This is a genomic window from Nonomuraea cypriaca, from assembly GCF_015645445.1.
Taxonomy (GTDB): Bacteria; Actinomycetota; Actinomycetes; order Streptosporangiales; family Streptosporangiaceae; genus Nonomuraea; species Nonomuraea cypriaca.
Map to the genome: position 1 here is coordinate 1 of NZ_JADOGI010000203.1, position 18,597 is coordinate 18,597.

Consider the following 18,597-nt stretch of genomic DNA (forward strand, 5'->3'; position numbering starts at 1 on the left):
TATGCACACCGTTGACCACTGACCGCGTCTCTAGGCCATTCCATCGCCATAAGCTCGATCTAACCCGTTGACCTGCACCTTCATCCCATCACCGTCTCTAGATGGCCGGAATTACGTCGAACGCAGGCGATCTGCCGCCCGGCCAGGTGTGGCTGGCCGCCGATGAGGTCTACGGCCGTGACGGCGCCTTCCGCTCCTACCTGGAAGAGCGTGGCCTGCCCTACGCGGTGACCATCCAGGCCAACCAGAAAGTGCTGGATCGGCCGGGTTTTCGGCACGTGGCCCGCCTCGTCGACCGGATCGCCGAGGAGAGCGACTGGTTGAGCCTGCCGGCCGGGCCGTCCCAACTGGACACCCGTATCTGGCAGTGGTGGGTCCGCCGCCTGCCCGACCCGGAAGCCGGTATCGGCGCGGATGACCGGCAGTCCGCCGCCGACCCCGGCTGCTGGGCCCGCTGGGTGATCGCTCGACGTCGCCCCGAGAGCCCGGCTGAGCGCGACTACTACCTGGCCTGGGGGCCACCTGACACACCCATCGAGGAACTGGTTCTCGTACCCGGCGCCCGGTGGCGGGGAGAAGAAGCCATCAAGCTCGGCAAATCCGCCTGCGGCCTGGCCGACTACGAGGTTCGTACCTACCACGGCTGGTACCGGCACATCACCCTGGCCCAGTTAGCCGCCGCGTTCCTCGCCGTCCAACAGGCCATCACCGCCGTGACCGAGGGCGATCTCCACTGCGACGGCGACGGCACCACCACCCACACAGGGGGTTCTCGCCCCGTCTACCACCAGCACCCCCACGCTCTCCAGCCGCGTTGAGCCGGTGGGGTACTCCACCTACGAGATCCGTCGCCTCCTCCTCGCGGTCACGCCCTTGCCCAGCCCCAGCGCACGGCTACAGCACGCGCTGGCCTGGTCCCGCTGGAGACGTCGCCACCAAGCCGTTGCCCGCGCCTGTCACCGAGCCCGGCAGGCTACCGCCAGACCCCCACCGACGCAGGGATCTCCCAGAGTCACGGCGAGCTAACGACTAGGGGCATCACTCTAGGTGACAAGCTCCGGCGATCTGTCCAAAGGAGAGGATAGGTCGCTTCCGTTACCCCTGGCAGGTCCGGGGGCCGACGTCCTGCCCAGCACCGACGACGGTGACCTGGGCAGGGCTTTCCGGCGCCGTGGCGGCGGCCGTGCACACGATCTGCTCGACGGCCAGTGTGGACAGTTCGCCGGCCGGAGTGGACAGGATCACCACCAAGTGGCCGGGCTTGGCGGTCACCGAGAACGGGCCGGCTTCGGGCGGGACGTCGGTGGTGAATCCGAGCGCCTGTTCCCTCGCGGTGGGTCCGGCTGCGAGCAGCGCGAGGGTGTCCGCTTTGAACAGTGGACGACCACTGGGCCGCGTTACCGCGCTGAGTCGGCCGTTCTTGACCAGGTAGAGGATCGTGGTTGGTGCGACGGCTCCGCTCGGTGGGTCGCCGGCGGGGATGACGTCACTGGGTCGCACGCCGCAGCCGGCCACGGCGACGAGCGATACGAGGCCCGCGGCGAGCACGCGGCGGGCGAGCCCGGTCCTCACTCGGGGCCTCCGTCCGGATCGTGTGCCCGGCGTGGCAGGCGAAGCGTGAACATGGCGCCGCCGTCCGGGGCGTTGGTGACGGTGAGGTCGCCTCGGTGCAGGCGCGCGTTCTCCCGCGCGATGGCGAGGCCGAGGCCACTGCCCTCGGACCTGGCCCTGGCCGCGTTGGCCTTGTAGAAGCGGTCGAACACGTGCGGCAGCACCGCTTCGTCCAGCCCCGGTCCGTGGTCGCGGACCTCGAGAGCGATCCAGTGCGGGTCGGCGGACAGCCGTACCGACACCGGTGGCTCGCCGTGCCGCAGGGCGTTGCCGACCAGATTCGCGAGGATGACGTCCACCCGGCGCGGGTCCAGCCGTGCCGTCACCGCGGGTGGCAGCTCGGTGTGCACCGGCTCCGACCAGCCCCGGGTACGCAGGGTCGCGCGCACCAGCTCGGCCACGTCGACCTCGTTCAGCGCGAGGGCCGCGACGCCGGAGTCGAACCTGCTGATCTCGATGAGGTCGTTCACCAGCCCGGTGAGGTTGAGCGTCTCCTGGCTGACCAGCCTGGCGGCCCTGCCGGCGGGCTCGGGCAGCTGGGCCGCCTCCTCGTCGAGGACGTCGGCGACCGCGGCGAGCGCGGCCAGCGGGGTGCGCAGCTCGTGGGACACGTCGGCCACGAACCGGCGGGCGTCGGCCTCCATCTCGCGCAGCTGCTTGACGTGCCGTTCCAGCTCCGCGGCGGTGTTGTTGAACGTGCGTGCCACGTCGGCCAGCTCGTCGGAGCCGCTGACCGCGATCCTGGTCCGCAGCTCGCCCTCGCCCAGCAGGCGTGCCGCCCGGCCGAGCTCGCGCACCGGGCGCAGCACGCCACGGGTGGCCAGCAACGCGAGGACCACCGCGAACGCCAGGGCCGCCCCGCCGGTGAGCCAGGCGCGTGCGGCGAGCTCGTCGATGCTGCGCTGTTCGGGAAGCAGGCTGCGCACGGTGTAGACCTCGATGCCGGACAACCGCGTCGTCCGGTCCCGCTCGGCGATCAGCAACGGCGCGCCGATGATCAGGAAGGGCGCGTCCTGCCACACCACGCGTTGCCACGCGACGACGCCGCCGGCCACCGTCCGCCGCAGCGCCGGCGGAATCATCCCGGGATCCAGGCGGCCCGGCGAGTGCGCCTCGTGGTAGATGGCGACCGCGAAGTTGTTCCGTTCGGCCACGGCGCGGGCGATCTCACCGAGCTCAGCCGGGCCCGGCGCCGGACTCCGCAACGGGAAGACCGTCTCCAGACGGCTTCTCATCGCCTGCACCGCGGCGTCCTGGGCGCGCTGCAGGATGGCGGTGCGGGCCTGGACGTAGTCCCCGCCGGCCACCGCCGCCGCGGTGACCACACACAGCAGTGTGAACGCGAACAACAGCCGGGCACGCAGCCCCAGGCTCCAAGGTGTCACCGGCGGCTCACACCGGCCCGAACCGGTACCCGAACCCACGCACCGTCTGCACGTAGACGGGCGCCGCCGAGTCGTCCTCGATCTTCGCGCGCAACCGCTGCACGCACGCGTCCACGAGACGCGAGTCGCCGAAATACCCCTGCTCCCACACGGACTCCAGCAGCTGCTGGCGGCTGTGCACCCGGCCCGGCGTGCCGGAGAGCTCGAGCAGCAGGCGCAGCTCGGTCGGGGCGAGGCTGACCGGCACGCCGCGGTTGGCGACCACCAGCCCGGCCCGATCGATGGTCAGGTCCCCGTGCCGTTCCAGCTCCGCCTGGTCCCGGCCGATGCGCCGGAGCACCGCGCGAATGCGTGCCTCGAGCACCCTGGGCTGCACCGGCTTGACCACGTAGTCGTCGGCGCCCGCCTCCAACCCGGCCACCACGTCGATGTCGTCGCCGCGCGCGGTCAGCATGATGATCGGTACCTCCCTGGCGGCCCGGATGCGGCGGCAGACCTCGAACCCGTCCATGCCAGGCAACATCAGATCGAGCACGACGACGTCGGGAAGGTCCGTACGCAGCCGGTCCAGCCCCTCCTCGCCGGACTCCACCGCGCGCACCCGGTGCCCATGCCGGGTCAGGGCCAGCTCAAGGCCCTCCCGCACGGCCGGGTCATCCTCGATCAACAACACTCGCGACACGCCGCCGAGTTTCACAGCACGCTCCGTAACTCGCCCCCCGGTCAACCCCATCCACTGTCGGCCGGCCGTGTCCCCGCCTCGTCCGCGCCATGTCATGGTTGTGTCACAGTCGCGCCGACGGTCGCCGCCGTCGAGAAACGGTGACATGCGGCGGACAACGCACGCACATTCGTCGCTAATCGTAGTTCGTCATGAACGGACCACGCACCATCCCACCTCGGCCCCGAGATCGGCTGTACGCCGCGGTCACGCTGGTGCTCGCCGTGCTGCTGCTGCCGGCGGCGTTCGTCCGCCATCCCGGCCGCGCCCGCGAACTGGCCTGCGGCTGGGCGTTGCGGATGCGATTCCCCGCCGAGGACCTCACCGGGCTCACCGACGGCGCTATGTCGGCGTTCACCGCGGCGCGCACCGAGGCGCTCTGGCGTCGCGGCCAGCTCATCGGCCTCACCTCGGGATACCGCGATCCCCTTGTCCAGCAACGGATGTTCGACGAGGAGGTGCGCCGCTCCGGCTCCCCGTCCTCGGCACGAATGCTCGTGCTGCCACCGGCGGAATCCAGCCACGTCAGGGGCATCGCGCTGGACGTGCGCCCCCACGAAGGCGCGCGCTGGCTCGAGGAACACGGTGCCCGCTACGACCTCTACCGCATGTACGACAACGAGTGGTGGCACTTCGAGTACCGCCCAGAATGTGGCGGCACGCCACCACGACGACGACCCCACCCCGGCGTGGGCTACGTCATCGAGAACGGGGGCCAGATGTAGCCCAGGTCCGGGGTCCACCCATGTGTGCGATTTGGGGACGTTGACGGGTTTGCGCCCGAGAACGACCAGCGCGCCCAAGGGTTCGGCCCAGGCATTCGGCAGCGGTATCGACCGGGCGTTCGGAGAGGGGTTAGCGGTATGTCGTCGGGGAGTAGCAACAAGTCCGGATCGCTGGGATGGCGCCTGCAGGCAGCGCGCGAGATGGCGTTCGTGGGGCGGGAGGAAGAGCTCGCGGTTTTCAACGCGGCGTTGTACGGCGGCGGCTGCAGCGTTCTGTACGTGCACGGTCCCGGCGGCATCGGGAAGTCGGCCTTGTTGCGGCGGTTCGCTCACGAGGCCGAGGTGGCGGGGCGGCCGGTGTCCATGGTGGACGGGCGCATGTTGGAGCCGTCGCCGGCGGCGTCCGGGGCTGAGGCCGAGCTGGTGCTTCGCGATGCGGACGCGGTGCTGCTGGTTGACAACTTCGAACGAATTCAGGGCTTGGAGGGATGGCTGCGCGAGCGGTTCCTGCCGCGGGTGCCCATGGGGGCGCTGGTGGTGATCGCGGGGCGAAACCCGCCGGATATGCGGTGGCAGGCGGATCCGGGATGGGCGGGGGCGCTGGAGGTGCTGCCGCTGCGCGACCTGCGGGCCGGAGAGGCGCAGGCCCTGATGGACTCCTCCGGGGTTTCGGCCGAGTTGCGCGAGCCGCTGCTGGCCTTCGCCGGCGGCCATCCGCTGGCGCTGCTGCTGGGGGCGGCCGTGGCGGTGAAGGACGGCGGAGCCGGCAGGCGGTGGATGCCGAATCAGGACGTGGTGGCCACGTTGCTGGATCAGTTGGTGGGCGAGTTGCCTTCGGCGGCGCATCGGCATGCTCTGGAGATCTGCGCGCATGCGTACATGACGACGGAAGACCTGCTGCGAGCGGCCTTGCCGGAGGACGCCGGGACGTTGTTCAGGTGGTTGCGCCGGTTGCCGTTCGTGGAGTGGAGCAGCCTCGGGCTGTTTCCGCATGACGTGGTGCGGGAGGTGCTGGAGGCGGACCTGCGGTGGCGGGATCCCGAGGGGTACGCGGTGATGCACGACCGCATTCATGCGCATCTGGCGGAGAGGGTGCGCACGGCGAGCGATGTGGACGTGCTCGGCGCGGTGGCGGCCCTGCTCTACCTGCATCGCGGCAACAGGGCGTCGGCCGATTTCCACGGCCGCCACGACGAGGGCGAGTTCCAGGAAGAGGTGTTGCGCGACGAGGACGTCGGCACGTTGCTCAGGGTGGCGACGGCAGCGGAGGGTGCGGCGTCCGCGGGTTGCGCCGCCTTCTGGGCGGAACGTCAGCCGGAGGCGTTCCGTGTGTATCGGCGGACCGAAACCGGCGAGCCCGTGGCTTTCTCCGCGTGGTTGCGTCTGGCGGAACTCGACGAGGAAGAGCTGACGGCCGATCCCATCGTGGCCATGGCGTGGGCGCATGCGCGTGCCACCACGCCGTTGCGCGCCGGTGAACATTTGGCGGTCAGCCGGCTATGGGTGCTGCCGCCGTATCGCGGGAACTCGACGGTGATGGATGTGATCCAGTGGCGAGTGATCGGCAATTGTTTGCGGTCCGAGCGGATGGCATGGTCATATATCGAGATACGGCATCCGAACCAAGCGTGGGTGGAGCACGTACGGCGGCATTACGGGATGCGTGACATCTCCGAGCAGCCACGGCTGGGGGATGACGCGTACACCCTGTTCGTTCATGACTGGCGCGCGGTGCCGGCGCAGGCGTGGCTGGAGCGGATGAACCAACCGCTCGTCGCGGGGCCCGCCGGCGGCCCGAGCGCCGCTACTGCGAAACTGGCGGTGCTGTCCCAGGCGGAGTTCGCCGAGGCGGTTCGCAAGGCGTTGCGCCAGGTGTCGCGGCTGGACGCGCTGGCCGCTTCCCCGCTGACACGCACCAGGCTGATCGCCGAGCGGGCCGGGCAGAACCCGGCCACGGCACTGAGTGACCTGCTCCGCCAGGCGATCGACGACCTGCGTGAGGATCCGCGCTCGGTCAAGTTCCACCGGGCGCTGTCCGTCACGTTCCTCCGCGGCACGCCCACCCAGGAGCTGTCCGCCGAACGACTCGGTCTCCCTTTCACCACCTACCGCCGCCATCTGACGGCCGGCATCGAACGTGTCTGCGCCGACCTGTGGCACCGGGAGCTGTACGGCACCAACGCACCGGCGAACCGATCCACCTGAGCCGCCACATCGTGCCGGCGCGGTGCGTACGCGGTACATGAAGGGCGAACACCCGCCGCGCCATCGCGCCGCGTCAGTCGGCAAGCGCGAAGCCGGCCGCCGCCTCCGCGTGCAGTCGAGCGCTCGGCAGCACCGGGATGGCGCTGTCCTTCTCACTGATCAGCAGCTCGATCTCCGTGCAGCCGAGGATGACGCCTTCAGCGCCGTCGTCTGCGAAATCATCGATGATCTGGGCGTACGCGTCCCTGGACGATTCCCGGAGCACCCCGCGCACCAGTTCGTCGAAGATCACGCGATGGACCAGTTCCCGTTGCTCACGCCGCGGGACGACCACGTCGAAGCCGTGGGCGGCCAGCCGATCCCGGTAGAAGGACTCCTCCATGGTGAAGCGCGTGCCCAGCAGACCGACCTTGCGCATGCCCCTGGCGCCGATCTCGGCGCCCAGGGCGTCGGCGATGTGCAGCACGGGCACGCTCACGGCCCGCTCCACGTCGTCGCTCACCCGGCTGAAGGTGTTGCTGCAGATGAGCAGGAGGTCGGCGCCGAGATCCTCCAGTTTCCTGCCCGCACCGGTCAGCAGCGTACTCACCTCGTCCCAGCGATCGGCGAAGATGAGGTCCTCGACGGTCGTGTAGTCGACCGACCAGATGAGGCTGTTGGCGGAATGGCTGCCGCCGAGTCGCTCGCGTACCCGCTGGTTGATGATCTGGTAGTAGATCACCGTCGATTCCCAGCTCAACCCGCCGATGAGACCGATAGTGCGCATGGAACTCCGTTTCGTCAGCTTGTGCGGCAGGCTAGACAGAGTGCCTGCTCATTCAGCAGACCAAAAACTGTTCAGCCGTCCGGGCCGTCCGTGCTCTGGACCGGCTCGATCAGGTCCTCTGTCGTGCAGTCGAGAATGTCCGGCAGGGCCATCAGCATGCGCAGATTCAGCCGTTCCGGCCGTTCGGCGACCAGCCGGTAGACCTGGCTGTACGGGCCTTTCGGCGATGCGCCAACGGTCAGGCGCCGGCCAGCGTACGGGCGCAGGCACCGAGCCCGATCTCGCTGGACGCCTTGACGAACACCACGTCTCCCGGTTCGAGAAGCGCGGTGGCCAGCCTGAGGGCCCCGGCCACGTCTTCGGCGGTGTGGACGGCCACGCCCTGGTTCGAGGACTCCGCTGCCTCCGCCATCGCGAGCGGATCCCCTGCTCCGACCGCGATCAGCACGTCGAAGCGGAGGTCGGCGACGAGCCGGCCCATCTCCGCGTGCCGGGCGCGGGAGGCGTCCGCCTGCTGCCCCATCGCGCCGAGCACGGCGACGGTACGCCGGGTGCCGGCCAGGGCCTTCACCGCCCGCAGCCCGGCCCGCATGGATTCGGGGTTGGCGTTGTAGGTGTCGTCGACGATGGTGATGCCGTCAGGTCGTTCGACGATCTCCAGCCGGCCCGCGGAGCGCCGCCGTGCGGCGTTCAGCCCATCGGCGATCTCGGCGACGCCCAGGCCGAGTGCGGTGGCGACGGCGGCGGCGGCCAGGGCGTTGCTCACCTGGTGCTCGCCTATGAGGTCGAGCTCGACCGGGGCGCGGCCTGAGGGCGTCACCAACTCGAACGCGGTTCGCGCGCGGTCGGCCATCCGCACATCTTCGGCTCGCACCTGCGCCTCCGCCGACCCGCCGTACAACAGGATCTGGGCCCTGCTGCGGCCGGCCATGCCCATGACGTACGGGTCGTCGGCGTTGAGCAGTGCGAACCCGTCGGCCGGAAGTGCCTCGACCAGCTCGCCTTTGGCCTCGGCCACGTCGGCCGGCCCGACTCCCATACGCTCCACATGTGCGGTGCCGACATTGAGCACCAGCCCGAGCTGGGGCGGTGCGAGCCCGGTCAGGTACGTCAGGTCGCCCTTCCGGCCTGCACCCATTTCCAGTACCAGGTATCGGGTGGTGGCATCGGCGCGCAGCACGGTGAGCGGCAGCCCGAGCTCGTTGTTGAACGACCTGTCGGTGGCGACCGTCGCGGCGTGCCGTTCGAGCACCTGGGCCAGCAGGTCCTTGGTCGTGGTCTTGCCCACGGAGCCGGTCAGGCCGATCACGGTCGGGCTGATGTGTTCGAGCAGGTGCCTGGCCAGCAGGCCGATCGCGAGCTGGACGTCCTCGACCACGAGGGCGGGCACGCCGACGGGCCTTGAGGCCAGCACGGCGACGGCGCCGCCCGCGATGGCGCCGGCCGCGTAGTCGTGACCGTCAACGCGGGCGCCGACCGTCGCGGCGAACAGGCCGCCAGGCACCACCTCGCGGGAGTCGACCGCCGAGGGCGCCGTCACCAGCGCCTGCGGGTCGCGCACGTCATACAGCCTTGCGCCGACAACCTGCGCGATCTTGTTCAGCGTCATGGGGATCATGAGCCGCTCCTGGCGAACGCGAGGTCGATGAGGCGGCGCAGCAGGTCCGGGTACGGGACACCGCTTGCGGCCCAGGCCCTGGCGTAGACGGAACGGGAGGTGAAGCCGGGCATGGTGTTGATCTCCAGCACGTACAGGCGTCCCGTGTCCTTCTCATAGAGGAAGTCGACACGGGACAGGCCGTAGCCACCGATCGCCCGGAAGGCGCGCAGGGCCAGCTCACGCACGTCCTCGGCCACCCGTTCTGGCAGCACGGCAGGGATGATGGCGATCTCGGCCTGGCTGAGGTACTTGGCCTCATAGTCGAGCCAGTCGCTGGGCACGATGAGCTCGCCGGGCACCGAAGCATCCGGAGTGTCATAGCCGCCGAGCACGCCGCAGATGACCTCGCGCGCGGTCACGCCCTGCTCGACGATGACCACCCGGTCGTAGGCCAGCGCCAGATCCACGCCCGCGCGCAGCTCCTCCATGGAGGTGACACGTGAGATGCCGATGGAGGAGCCCATGTTGGCCGGTTTGACGTACATCGGCCAGTCGAGCGACTTCACCAGACCCCAGTAGTCGGTGGTGGTGCGCCATTCGTGCTCGGTGAACCACACATGCGGGGTGACCGGAATGCCCTCCGCCAGGAACGTGCGCCGCATCGCGACCTTGTTCATGGCCACGGCAGAGGCCATGACGCCGCAGCCCACGTACGGGATGCCCAGCGTCTCCAGGTGACCCTGGACGACGCCGTCCTCGCCGAACGGCCCGTGCAGCACAGGGAAGACCACGTCCGCCAGATCGCGTCGCAGCTCCACCGGCCACCTGCCCTGCCGGTCGATGATGACGGCGACGGGCTCGTACAGATCCCTCGGCAGAGCATCGAGCACAGCCTGCGCCGACTGCAGCGACACCTCATGCTCGGCGGACGGCCCACCCGCCAGCACAGCCACGCGTACGCGTTCAGTCACGATCAATCAGCCTTCCTCAGTGGCACGGAGACAGCACCGCCGGCGGCACGGTGTTCACCGTCGCAGGGCCTGCCGAGTGTCGGCTCTTCGCCTGTCCAGTTCGCAGGCCGTTCGCTGTCCAGTTCCTGACCAAAGCGCACCCGCGGTGTGCCGCGCCTGAGTCGATTCCGGACGCTCCAGCCCTCTGCCCGAGTGATGCTGATCGTGCCGCGCCCGGCGGCCGTGCCCGCGCTCGCGCCGGCCGTCACGGGGACGGCGACCTTGAGTCCCATATGCAGGGCGAGCCGGTCGTCCCCGCTGGACAGCTCGACAGCGGCGATCTCCTCGCTAGGCCTGGCCGCTGATTTTTTCCGGTTCGGCGACGTCCTCGCCGCTGAGCGAAAGACCGGCGCCGACGACGTTCTCCCGCAGGTGCCTCACGGACGAGGTCCCCGCGATCAGCAAGATGTTCGGCGACCGCTGCAGCAACCACGCCAACGCGACTGAGATCGCCGTGGCGTTCAATCGTGTCGCCACTGCCGATAGCGCCTCGGACTGAAGTGGGCTGAAGCCGCCGAGCGGGAAGAACGGTACGTATGCGACGTTCTCGGCGGCGAGCCGGTCGATGAGCTCGTCGTCGTGGCGGTAGGCGAGGTTGTACATGTTCTGCACGCTCACGATCGGCGCGATCGCCTGGGCTTCCGAGACCTGCTCCGCTGTCGCGTTGCTTACGCCGAGGTGCCGGATCAGGCCCCGCTGCTGCAGCTCGACCTCACGCATAGATGGGTTCGGGGTACTTCTGAGAATCGTTTGTGACATCATCCGCGGTCATGACAGTCCCTCAAGAGGCTTCCCCACCCGACGCCGACCGCGATGCCAATGCTGTCGAGCGCCACCCCTGCCCGCGCTGCACGGCCGGCCCCGGCTCGCCGTGCCGCGCACGCTCCGGCGCGGTCGCTGGCACCTACCACACCGGCCGCTTCACCAAGGTGCCCCGGCTCGCCAAACTCCTGCGCGTGCCCACCCCCGCCGACCGCGGGCCGGGCCAACCGTGGCGGCCGGGCACCCCGGTCCCGCTCGCCCTCGCGCCGGACACCCCGACTGCCGACATCCGCATCGGGTACGCACGCTGTTCGACCCTCACCCAGGAACTCCAGTCGCAGCTGGACGCCCTCGCCAAGCACGGCATCGGTCGCGACAAGGTGTTCTCCGAGAAGATCAGCACCCGCGTGCGCGTGAGGCCCCAGTTCGAGGCCGCGCTCGCGCTGGCCCGCCAGATCAAGGCCCACGCCCCGCACTCCCGGGTCATCTTCACCGTGTATGAGATGAAGCGCCTCGGCCGCGACGCCGCCGAACTGACCGCGCTCGCTGACCATCTGACCGCCCACGGCCTGGTCCTGGAGATGCTCGCCGGACCGCTGCCCGGCATGTACGACCCCAGCGGGCCCGGCCGTCTGCTGTTCGCGTTCTTCGCGGCGATGGCCGAGACCGAGCGGGAGAACATCCGGGAATCGGCTCTCGAAGGGCTCGACGCGGCGGCCCGCAAGGGCAAGCACGGCGGCCGGCCACCTGTCATCACCGAGGACATGCTGCACACCGTGCTCCGGCGCCGCGCGAACGGCGAGTCGGTCGAGCAGATCCAGCCCGACCTGATCATCGCCACCGGCAAGCGCAAGGGCCAGGCCCCCAGCGTCGCGAGCATCTACCGCGCGCTCGCCGAGCACGAGAAGCAGGAGGCCTACCCCGAAGCCGTCGCCCAGGCGCACGCCGACTTCGCCGGCCTCCACGACGCCGACGACATCCCTCGCCCCCGCCGAGCCCGCATCCGACGCCCGGACGATCCGCTCACGCCCGAGGAAGCCGAGCTTCGACAGCGTCTGCAGGACCAGGTCCTGCATCCTGACCACCGGCCCGACCCAGGCGGAGGATCAGGAACTACCCCGCAAACGCTGTGAGCAGCCGCTCGCGCTGCGCCTCCTCAAGTCCGCCGACGCGTCGCTTCGCCTCGACCCCGCACGTCGCCATCAACGCGGCCACCTTCGCCGGTCCATAACCGGGTGCCACCGGAATACGGCAGTAACGGGCCGCGGATCAAGGTAACCGCTGATCAGCTGGTCAAACAGTTGGAGAGGTACCTGTGCCGCCCACCTGCCTCCGAGCGTCCTCATCTCGCCACTGACGGCGGACCATCCAGGAGGCGCTCGTGACGCTGATCCTGGAGAAGGGCTACGACGCGGTCACCGTCACCGACATCATCGACCGCGCGGACGTGGGCCGCTCCACCTTCTACTCCCGCTTCACCGACAAGCAGGACGCGCTGTTCAGCAACCTCGACGAGCTCGGCTTCCTCCACCCCGAGCCGGCCGGGAGGGCGAGCGAGCTGTTCGCCTTCAGCCTGCCGGTGCTTGAGCACGTGCACGAGCGGTGGCAGCTCATACGGGCGCTGCTGGGGCGGCGCGGCGGCGGCCTGGTGTACGCGCGTGGCGAGCAACTGCTGTCCGCCGTGGTCAGGAAGGAGCTGCTGGATGCAGGCGGGCGCGCTTCGGCCTCGCTCGACCTGCTGGTGGTCGGCGTGGTGGGGGCATTCATGGCGCTGCTGCGCTCCTGGGTGGACGGCGAGACCACCGCCACGCCCGCGCAACTCGACGCCGCCTTCCGCGCTTGCGTCGAACCCGGCGTACGCGCCGCGCTGATAGCGCCCAGGAGTAGGCCCGCGGCCGCCCTGGATCAGCGGGTCGCCGGTGGGGCCTGCCATCGGGTGACGATGCTGCCGTGCCGCATCCGGCCCGCCAGGTGGATGCGCAGCGTCTCGGGTGTGTCATCGCCGGCGTCGCTGCTGATGTCCAGGGCGCCGTGCCGTACTGACAGGTCGTTGGCGTCTACCACCATGCCGGGCGCGAGGACCAACTCAACAGTGCCGCCGCTCACCCGCATCTCGATGACCAGATCGGGCCCGCTGCGCACGGCGCGAGTCAGGTCCAGCAGCACGGCGCTCCATGCGGTGCGCAGCGCGAGCCGGTGCGGCAGCCTCCAGGGGCCGTCACGGCGCACGTGGCCGTGCCGCTCCTTGATGGTGAGCAGCTCGGTGGGCGCGCCGATCAGGTCGGTGACGAGCGAGCTCAGCGCATCAACGGTGCGAGAGGCCAGCGCCGCGTCGACCCGCTCGTCGAACTCGGCCGGGTCGAGCCGGCCGTCGGCGACGGCGTCGTGCAGCACTGCGATGGTCTGATCGCGTTCCGCGTCGGACGCGCGCAGCGCGGGTGAGCTGGACGGATCGGTCGGCATCAGGCCTCCTGTCTCAACCAAGGCAGGATCGGACAGCCTTGCCCAGGTTCGAGGCCCGCGGGTCGTCTGGCCGGAAGTTCCAGAGGTTGGTGACATAGCAGAAGCCGACACCGGCATCGGGGTCGCCGAGGGCGATCGATCCGCCGGAGCCCGGGTGGCCGAACGATCCCGGCCCGACCATCGGCGTCATTGGGCCGGGTCGCCAAAATCCCAGGGACATGTTGAAGGAGCGGTCGGCCGGGATGTTCAGGCCCGGCGGCAGGCCGTACATCCGCGTCTTGTCGGTCTGGACGACTGTCATCCGCTCGACCGTTGGCGGATCGAGCAGCCGGATCCCGTCGACGTCGCTGACCGTGGCGGCGTACATCCGCGCCAGCGAGTGCGCGTCCGCGATCATGTTGGCGGCCGGGAGCTCCGACGCGCGCCAGGCACGCGACAACATGTACTCCCCGGAGGTGTTGTCCAACGCGCCGCCGAGCTCAGCGGCGCGCATCTGGATCGAGCCTGGGCTCCACATGGATTCGACCCAGGCGGTGACGGTGTCCTCATCGAGCCCGGTAGCCGCGATCATCCCGGCGAGCAGCTCCTCCACGCTGAACGGAGCGGCGAAGTGGAGCTTGGACACCCGTTTCTCGTGTTTCTCGGGCAGTCCGATCCAGGCGCTGAGCCCGAGCGGGGCGGCCACCTCCTCAGCGAAGAAGGTGCCGAGTGACTTGCCGGTGATCCGGCGCACGACCTCGCCGACCAGAAAGCCGTAGGTGACGGCGTGGTAGACGTGCTCGGTGCCCGGCTGCCACAGCGGCTTCTGCGCCTCGATCGCGCGGATGACCGGGTGCCATGCGCACGCCTGCTCGAACGTCAGCGGTCCGTCGACGAGCGGGAGACCGGCATGGTGGGACAGCAGCCAGCGCACTTTGATCTGGTCCTTGCCGTTGGCGGCGAACTCCGGCCAGTACCTGGCCACCGGGGTGTCCAGATCCAGCTCGCCGCGCTGTGCCAGCATGTGGGCGCAGATCGCGGTGGCGCCTTTGGTGGTGGAGGCGACATGGACGATCGTGTCTTCGCTCCACGGCCGGTTCGCCTCGCGATCGGCCAAGCCGCCCCACAGATTGGCGACGGGGCGGCCGCCCACGTAGACGCAGCACGCCGCGCCCACCTCGCCGGGGTCCTCGAAGTTCGCGCGGAACGCGTCGGCGATGTTCTCCCCAGCCTTCCTCTACACCGTGCTCGAAATCGTCGGCTGTCATTCTGATGCCCTTCCGATGGATTCTCGATAGACGTCCGCGTAGGTGCGCGAGATCCTTGAAACCGTCCCCTCGACGACGTCGGCGAAGCCGAGGTCGTTCAGCCGGCGCGTGATGGCGTACCCGTAGGTCTCCTCGCCGCCGATGATTTCGAGCACGCAACCCTCAAGCGTGCCCTTCAGCATCTCCGTCAGGTCGTCCATCGGGGGGCTTCGGCTCCTGGTACTTTGTAGTACCGAGTACCACTATATAGCACCACAGAGTAGCTAGCCAAGTGGGGCGTTAGCAGTACGACTACTCGCAGAAGACGCGCAGGTGGCCGTCAGGCTCCATGTCCATCTCCACGATCGCCTCGTCGAGGTGCTCCACGAGCGCCTCAAGCTGCTCGGGCTTGAGCTGCTTCAGGTCCAGCGGCACGCCCGCCTTGTCGAGCTCGGCGTTGGCCCGATCCAGCGCCTTCGGTGGGACCAAGGCCGCGAGCTGCACACCGGCCCGCAGCAGTTGCAGCGGTATCCGCACGTTGAGCCGCCCGGACTCGCCCTCATCGTTGATCTCCATCACCACCCGCAGGTACTTCGGCCGTACGGCCGGCTCAGCCGATGCGGGTGGCTGGGTTCTTTCGAGTGCGGTGATGAGCCGCTCCGCCTCATCTGCGGTGATCTTGCCCTCGGCCAGCATGTCAAGGATGTCCCTGCGCTGTTCGTTCATCGGAACCTCTCATCGGATGGTGACGAGCACGGCCGTACGGCCCTGCGCGATGTCGACGCGAGTGCCGGGCAACGCGCAAACGATGCGGCGGGCGGTGTTGAATGCCCGCACCACATCGATGCTGTAGATGACGCAGGCCACGACTCCCCCCAGGGCGGCCAAGGCCACGAGCGGTGACAGCAGGAGCACCGCGGGGAGCACCGGGACCCACAGCCGAATGGGGCGACCGTCCGGGCGTTGGACCCGTACGGTCACCAGCTGCGGCATCATGCGCGCCCCTCCAATTCGGCCAGCGCCTGCCGCGCGGTGATCTCGCTGCGGCGCAACCGGTCGATGGTGTCGGACCGCGACGGCGCGGGATCGGTCTCGACGAAGTCGAGCACCTGCGCGATCCGGTTCAGCCGCGACTTGATCGTCGGGTAGCTCACGCCGAAGATCCGCTCCATCTGCTTGATCGAGCCGTGGCACCGTACAAACGCCGTGACGAAGACCTGGTCCTCGACGCTGAGCTGAGCCAGTTGCGGCAGCTCGAACTCACCCTCGATCGCGACGCCGCTGTCGGCCAACCGCACCCGCTCGACGACGAACGGCCGACCCCGGGTCAAGTTCGTCAGCTCCTGCCAGTCCATCGCCTGATCTGCCATATTTAAGATATACCGACTCAGAACTTAATTTTCAATATATAGATCTTGATTTTCCTAATGACATAGCCGTCCGTAGCGGGGAAGTGGGCTCCCGGTGCCGGCCGGTGGCCAGCTCCCGCAGCAACGGGACGAACAGGCGGCGGCGCTCCCCCGGATGCACCTTCTTGAGCCAGTCGGCGAAATGATCGGCGACTTCTTCGAGGGAGAGAGCTACGAGGCCGTCGAACACCAACGGCTCTTCATGATCAGACAGGGCATCCCGGCGTCGTTCCTTCCCGACCGGGTCGACGACGAGCACATCTGCCTTCGGCCCACCCGTAGAAAACGTGTCCGTTAGGGGAACCCTCAACGAGACACGCCGCGCAGCCGATCGGCGAGGACGTGACCAGCGGAAACTTCGTCTCGTTAGACCAGTCCGCGAAACTGTCCGGTGAAGGGGGGCTAAACGGTACGCTTCCCGAGTGGGAGAACTGATCGGCTACGCCAGATGCTCGACCGTCCTGCAAGACCTCACCGCCCAGCGCGAGATCCTCGCGTCCCTCGGCGTCGCCGACGACCGGATCTACCTCGACAAGGGCCTGACCGGAACCAACCGCAGCCGCCCCGGCCTTGACCAGGCCCTGGCAGCCGTACGCGCCGGTGACACCTTGGTCGTCCCCAAACTCGACCGCCTCGCCCGCTCGGTCCCCGACGCCCGCGACATCGGCGACACCCTGCTCGCCCGCGGCATCCGCCTCTCGCTCGGCGGCACCATCTACGACCCCGCCGACCCCATGTCGAAGATGTTCTTCAACATGCTGGCGGTCTTCGCCGAGTTCGAGGCCGATCTGCTGAAGATGCGCACTCGTGAGGGCATGGCGATCGCCCGCTCCAAGGGCAAGCTCAAGGGCAAGCAGCCCAAGCTGTCGGCCCGCCAGCAGGCCGAGCTGGTGCGCATGCACTCCTCCGGCGAGTACAGCATCACGGACCTGATGGAGGTCTTCACCGTCGGCCGCGCGACCGTCTACCGGGTCCTGGACCGGGCGAAAGCCCAGCAGAGCGCATGAGCGCATAACTCCCCCTTACTGTCGGAGAGTTTCGTGAGCGGAGCGGGAACACTCCGGACGGGGCCGGCGCAGTGAGGTCATGGCCGGTCAGGAGGGACGGTTGATGGAAGCAGCCGCACAGGACGGGGACCCCGCCCCGCTGACGGGCTTCAGCGACGCTCAGCGCCTAGAGGCGATCGAGCGCTGGCGGCTGCTGCGGCCCACCTCGAAGACGATGTCCCGCTGGCCCAGGTGGCCGAGTCCTGCGGGGTCCCCGAGCGGACGTTGCGCCGCTGGCGTGCCGCCTTCCAGGCCGGCGGCCTGGCCGGGCTGGTGCGCCGGCCGCGCTCGGACCGTGGCCGGGCGCGGATGCCTGAGCCGTTGCGGCTGCTGATCGAGGGCCTGGCGCTGCGGCCGCCCCGCAGGAGCGTCGCGGTGATTCACCGGCAGGCCGTCAGCGTCGCCACCGCGCAGGGGTGGCCGGTCCCCGGATACTCCACCGTGCACGAGATCGTCCGAAACCTTGATCCGGCGCTCGTCGCGCTCGGGGTGGAGGGCGCCAAACGCTACCGGGAGGTGTATGAGCTGGTGCATCGCAGGGAGGCATCCAAGCCGAACCAGATCTGGCAGGCCGACCACACCGAGCTGGACCTGTGGGTCGTGGACCCCAAGGGCCGGCCGGCCCGGCCGTGGCTGACCGCCATCGAGGACGACCACTCCCGCGCGATCGCCGGGTACGCGGTCAACCTGGAAGCACCCTCGGCGCTGTCCACCGCGCTGGCCTTCCGGCAGGCGATCTGGCGCAAGACCGAGCCGCTGTGGCGCGTGTGCGGCATCCCCGAGGTGTTCCACCTCGACCACGGCAGTGACTTCACCTCCTCTCACCTGGAACAGGTGATGGCCGACCTGCGCGTGCGGCCGATGTTCAGCAAGAAGGGCCAGCCGCACGGCCACGGCAAGATCGAACGGTTCATGGAGACCATGAACCAGATGTGCCTGGCCCCCCTGCCCGGCTACGCCCCCAAGGGCAGCAAGGACCGCGCCGCCCAAGCCCAGCTGACCCTCGCCGGGCTCGACGCCGCGATCGGCCAGTTCATCCGCGAGGTCTACAACCTGCGACCGCACTCGGAAACCCGCCTCCCGCCCCAGGCCCGGTGGGAGGCCGGCGCGTTCATCCCCCGCATGCCCGACTCCCTGGAGCAGCTGGACCTGCTGCTGTGCACCGTCGCCAAACCGCGCAAGGTGCACACCGACGGCATCCAGTTCCTGGCCCTGCGCTACATCGACCCGGTCCTGGCCGACTACGTCGCCGAACAGGTCACCATCCGCTACGACCCCCGCGACATCACCGAGATCCGCGTCTACCTGCGCCACCCCGACGGCACCGACGACACCTTCCTATGCCGGGCGATCTGCCCGGAACTGTCCGGCGAGACCGTCAGCCTCAAAGAGATCACCGCCGCGCGCAACGCCCGCCGCAAACATCTGCGCGGCCGGCTCGCCACCCGCAGCACCGTTGTCGACACCCTGCTGGCCCTGCACGACGAACCGCTGCCCGCCGCCTACCCGGCCACGACCGGGCTGCGCCAGTGGACCACCTCCGACCAGGCCACCACCACCCACGACGCAGGCGACACTCCTACCCCTGGTGACGGTCCGCGACTCAAACGCTACTGGAATGAGTGAGCGGCGCTCCGGCCGGAAAGACACCCGGCGTGGATGAGCCCG

The 18,597-nt window shown here is 69.2% G+C and carries 19 protein-coding genes and 3 pseudogenes; 7 read left to right on the forward strand and 15 right to left on the reverse strand.

Translation table 11 applies throughout. The annotated features are described in order from the left end of the window. Positions 1 to 128: 128 nt before the first annotated feature. A pseudogene (locus ITP53_RS42765) lies at positions 129 to 818 on the forward strand (IS701 family transposase); the annotation flags it as partial. A gap of 277 nt (positions 819 to 1,095) precedes the next feature. On the opposite strand, the gene ITP53_RS42770 reads toward ITP53_RS42765, so the two are convergent. From ITP53_RS42770 to ITP53_RS42780, 3 genes are read right to left on the reverse strand one after another with little or no spacing between them, the layout of a single operon-like run. Then, on the reverse strand, positions 1,096 to 1,572 hold the full coding sequence (locus tag ITP53_RS42770) for a hypothetical protein (RefSeq protein WP_207757229.1): 477 nt from the start codon (positions 1,570 to 1,572) through the stop codon (positions 1,096 to 1,098). Next, on the reverse strand, positions 1,569 to 2,996 hold the full coding sequence (locus tag ITP53_RS42775) for an ATP-binding protein (RefSeq protein WP_195901195.1): 1,428 nt from the start codon (positions 2,994 to 2,996) through the stop codon (positions 1,569 to 1,571). The genes ITP53_RS42770 and ITP53_RS42775 overlap by 4 nt, the downstream gene beginning before the upstream one ends. A gap of 7 nt (positions 2,997 to 3,003) precedes the next feature. Continuing rightward, a complete protein-coding gene (locus ITP53_RS42780) occupies positions 3,004 to 3,678 on the reverse strand; it encodes a response regulator (RefSeq protein ID WP_195901196.1) in 675 nt (224 codons plus the stop codon). A 191-nt stretch (positions 3,679 to 3,869) separates the two neighbouring features. Here ITP53_RS42780 and vanY-N point away from each other — a divergent pair, with 191 nt between their 5' ends. Next, positions 3,870 to 4,442: a D,D-peptidase/D,D-carboxypeptidase VanY-N gene (gene vanY-N, locus ITP53_RS42785; protein ID WP_195901197.1), complete on the forward strand. Its 573-nt coding sequence runs from the start codon at positions 3,870 to 3,872 to the stop codon at positions 4,440 to 4,442. Positions 4,443 to 4,580: 138 nt separating this feature from the next. Next, positions 4,581 to 6,647 (forward strand): ATP-binding protein, encoded by a 2,067-nt coding sequence (locus tag ITP53_RS42790; RefSeq protein ID WP_195901198.1) that lies wholly within the window; start codon positions 4,581 to 4,583, stop codon positions 6,645 to 6,647. A gap of 73 nt (positions 6,648 to 6,720) precedes the next feature. Here the strand turns inward: ITP53_RS42790 and ITP53_RS42795 are convergent, their stop codons facing one another. The 5 genes from ITP53_RS42795 to ITP53_RS42815 all read right to left on the reverse strand — a co-directional run bounded on the left by ITP53_RS42795 (position 6,721) and on the right by ITP53_RS42815 (position 10,743). Continuing rightward, positions 6,721 to 7,413, reverse strand: a complete 693-nt coding sequence (locus ITP53_RS42795; protein ID WP_195901199.1) for an aspartate/glutamate racemase family protein — start codon at positions 7,411 to 7,413, stop codon at positions 6,721 to 6,723. Positions 7,414 to 7,484: 71 nt separating this feature from the next. Further along, on the reverse strand, positions 7,485 to 7,679 hold the full coding sequence (locus tag ITP53_RS59755; protein ID WP_195901209.1) for a helix-turn-helix domain-containing protein: 195 nt from the start codon (positions 7,677 to 7,679) through the stop codon (positions 7,485 to 7,487). Next, a complete protein-coding gene (locus ITP53_RS42805; RefSeq protein ID WP_195901200.1) occupies positions 7,652 to 9,031 on the reverse strand; it encodes a UDP-N-acetylmuramoyl-tripeptide--D-alanyl-D-alanine ligase in 1,380 nt (459 codons plus the stop codon). Before ITP53_RS42805 ends, ITP53_RS59755 begins: the two co-directional genes overlap by 28 nt. Beyond that, positions 9,028 to 9,984: a D-alanine--D-alanine ligase family protein gene (locus ITP53_RS42810; protein WP_195901210.1), complete on the reverse strand. Its 957-nt coding sequence runs from the start codon at positions 9,982 to 9,984 to the stop codon at positions 9,028 to 9,030. Before ITP53_RS42810 ends, ITP53_RS42805 begins: the two co-directional genes overlap by 4 nt. A 327-nt stretch (positions 9,985 to 10,311) precedes the next feature. Next, a complete protein-coding gene (locus ITP53_RS42815) occupies positions 10,312 to 10,743 on the reverse strand; it encodes an aldo/keto reductase (protein WP_328817585.1) in 432 nt (143 codons plus the stop codon). 50 nt (positions 10,744 to 10,793) lie between these two features. Here ITP53_RS42815 and ITP53_RS42820 point away from each other — a divergent pair, with 50 nt between their 5' ends. Both ITP53_RS42820 and ITP53_RS61495 read left to right on the forward strand, forming a co-directional pair. Further along, positions 10,794 to 11,918, forward strand: a complete 1,125-nt coding sequence (locus ITP53_RS42820) for a recombinase family protein (RefSeq protein ID WP_195901201.1) — start codon at positions 10,794 to 10,796, stop codon at positions 11,916 to 11,918. 248 nt (positions 11,919 to 12,166) lie between these two features. After that, positions 12,167 to 12,220, forward strand: a pseudogene (locus ITP53_RS61495) (hypothetical protein); the annotation flags it as partial. Positions 12,221 to 12,690: 470 nt separating this feature from the next. On the opposite strand, the gene ITP53_RS42830 reads toward ITP53_RS61495, so the two are convergent. The 7 genes and pseudogenes from ITP53_RS42830 to ITP53_RS42860 all read right to left on the reverse strand — a co-directional run bounded on the left by ITP53_RS42830 (position 12,691) and on the right by ITP53_RS42860 (position 16,142). Beyond that, positions 12,691 to 13,248, reverse strand: coding sequence for a DUF1707 SHOCT-like domain-containing protein (locus ITP53_RS42830; RefSeq protein ID WP_195901202.1), 558 nt, complete (start codon positions 13,246 to 13,248; stop codon positions 12,691 to 12,693). Between the two features lie 13 nt (positions 13,249 to 13,261). Then, complete coding sequence (locus ITP53_RS42835; protein ID WP_328817592.1) at positions 13,262 to 14,446, reverse strand: serine hydrolase domain-containing protein; 1,185 nt, start codon at positions 14,444 to 14,446, stop codon at positions 13,262 to 13,264. Between the two features lie 99 nt (positions 14,447 to 14,545). Next, positions 14,546 to 14,695, reverse strand: a pseudogene (locus ITP53_RS42840) (PadR family transcriptional regulator); the annotation flags it as partial. Positions 14,696 to 14,786: 91 nt separating this feature from the next. Beyond that, positions 14,787 to 15,200 (reverse strand): SHOCT-like domain-containing protein, encoded by a 414-nt coding sequence (locus tag ITP53_RS42845; protein ID WP_195901203.1) that lies wholly within the window; start codon positions 15,198 to 15,200, stop codon positions 14,787 to 14,789. A gap of 9 nt (positions 15,201 to 15,209) precedes the next feature. Further along, entirely contained in the window at positions 15,210 to 15,470 is a 261-nt protein-coding gene (locus ITP53_RS42850) for a hypothetical protein (protein ID WP_195901204.1), read from the reverse strand. Next, positions 15,467 to 15,844, reverse strand: coding sequence for a DUF2089 domain-containing protein (locus ITP53_RS42855; RefSeq protein WP_206062394.1), 378 nt, complete (start codon positions 15,842 to 15,844; stop codon positions 15,467 to 15,469). Before ITP53_RS42855 ends, ITP53_RS42850 begins: the two co-directional genes overlap by 4 nt. A gap of 31 nt (positions 15,845 to 15,875) precedes the next feature. Then, positions 15,876 to 16,142 (reverse strand): hypothetical protein, encoded by a 267-nt coding sequence (locus tag ITP53_RS42860; protein WP_195901205.1) that lies wholly within the window; start codon positions 16,140 to 16,142, stop codon positions 15,876 to 15,878. Between the two features lie 163 nt (positions 16,143 to 16,305). On the opposite strand from ITP53_RS42860, the gene ITP53_RS42865 reads away from it, so the two are divergent. After that, positions 16,306 to 16,890: a recombinase family protein gene (locus ITP53_RS42865; RefSeq protein WP_195901206.1), complete on the forward strand. Its 585-nt coding sequence runs from the start codon at positions 16,306 to 16,308 to the stop codon at positions 16,888 to 16,890. 183 nt (positions 16,891 to 17,073) lie between these two features. After that, a complete protein-coding gene (locus tag ITP53_RS42870) occupies positions 17,074 to 18,555 on the forward strand; it encodes a Mu transposase C-terminal domain-containing protein (protein WP_268961344.1) in 1,482 nt (493 codons plus the stop codon). Positions 18,556 to 18,597 lie beyond the last annotated feature (42 nt).

Excerpts from the sequence above, each read along its gene's own strand:
- vanY-N (WP_195901197.1), top strand. The coding sequence starts at position 3,870 with ATGAACGGACCACGCACCATCCCACCTCGGCCCCGAGATCGGCTGTAC.
- ITP53_RS42790 (WP_195901198.1), top strand. The coding sequence starts at position 4,581 with ATGTCGTCGGGGAGTAGCAACAAGTCCGGATCGCTGGGATGGCGCCTG.
- ITP53_RS42795 (WP_195901199.1), bottom strand. The coding sequence starts at position 7,413 with ATGCGCACTATCGGTCTCATCGGCGGGTTGAGCTGGGAATCGACGGTG.
- ITP53_RS42805 (WP_195901200.1), bottom strand. The coding sequence starts at position 9,031 with ATGATCCCCATGACGCTGAACAAGATCGCGCAGGTTGTCGGCGCAAGG.
- ITP53_RS42815 (WP_328817585.1), bottom strand. The coding sequence starts at position 10,743 with ATGCGTGAGGTCGAGCTGCAGCAGCGGGGCCTGATCCGGCACCTCGGC.
- ITP53_RS42820 (WP_195901201.1), top strand. The coding sequence starts at position 10,794 with ATGACAGTCCCTCAAGAGGCTTCCCCACCCGACGCCGACCGCGATGCC.
- ITP53_RS42830 (WP_195901202.1), bottom strand. The coding sequence starts at position 13,248 with ATGCCGACCGATCCGTCCAGCTCACCCGCGCTGCGCGCGTCCGACGCG.
- ITP53_RS42845 (WP_195901203.1), bottom strand. The coding sequence starts at position 15,200 with ATGAACGAACAGCGCAGGGACATCCTTGACATGCTGGCCGAGGGCAAG.
- ITP53_RS42850 (WP_195901204.1), bottom strand. The coding sequence starts at position 15,470 with ATGATGCCGCAGCTGGTGACCGTACGGGTCCAACGCCCGGACGGTCGC.
- ITP53_RS42855 (WP_206062394.1), bottom strand. The coding sequence starts at position 15,844 with ATGGCAGATCAGGCGATGGACTGGCAGGAGCTGACGAACTTGACCCGG.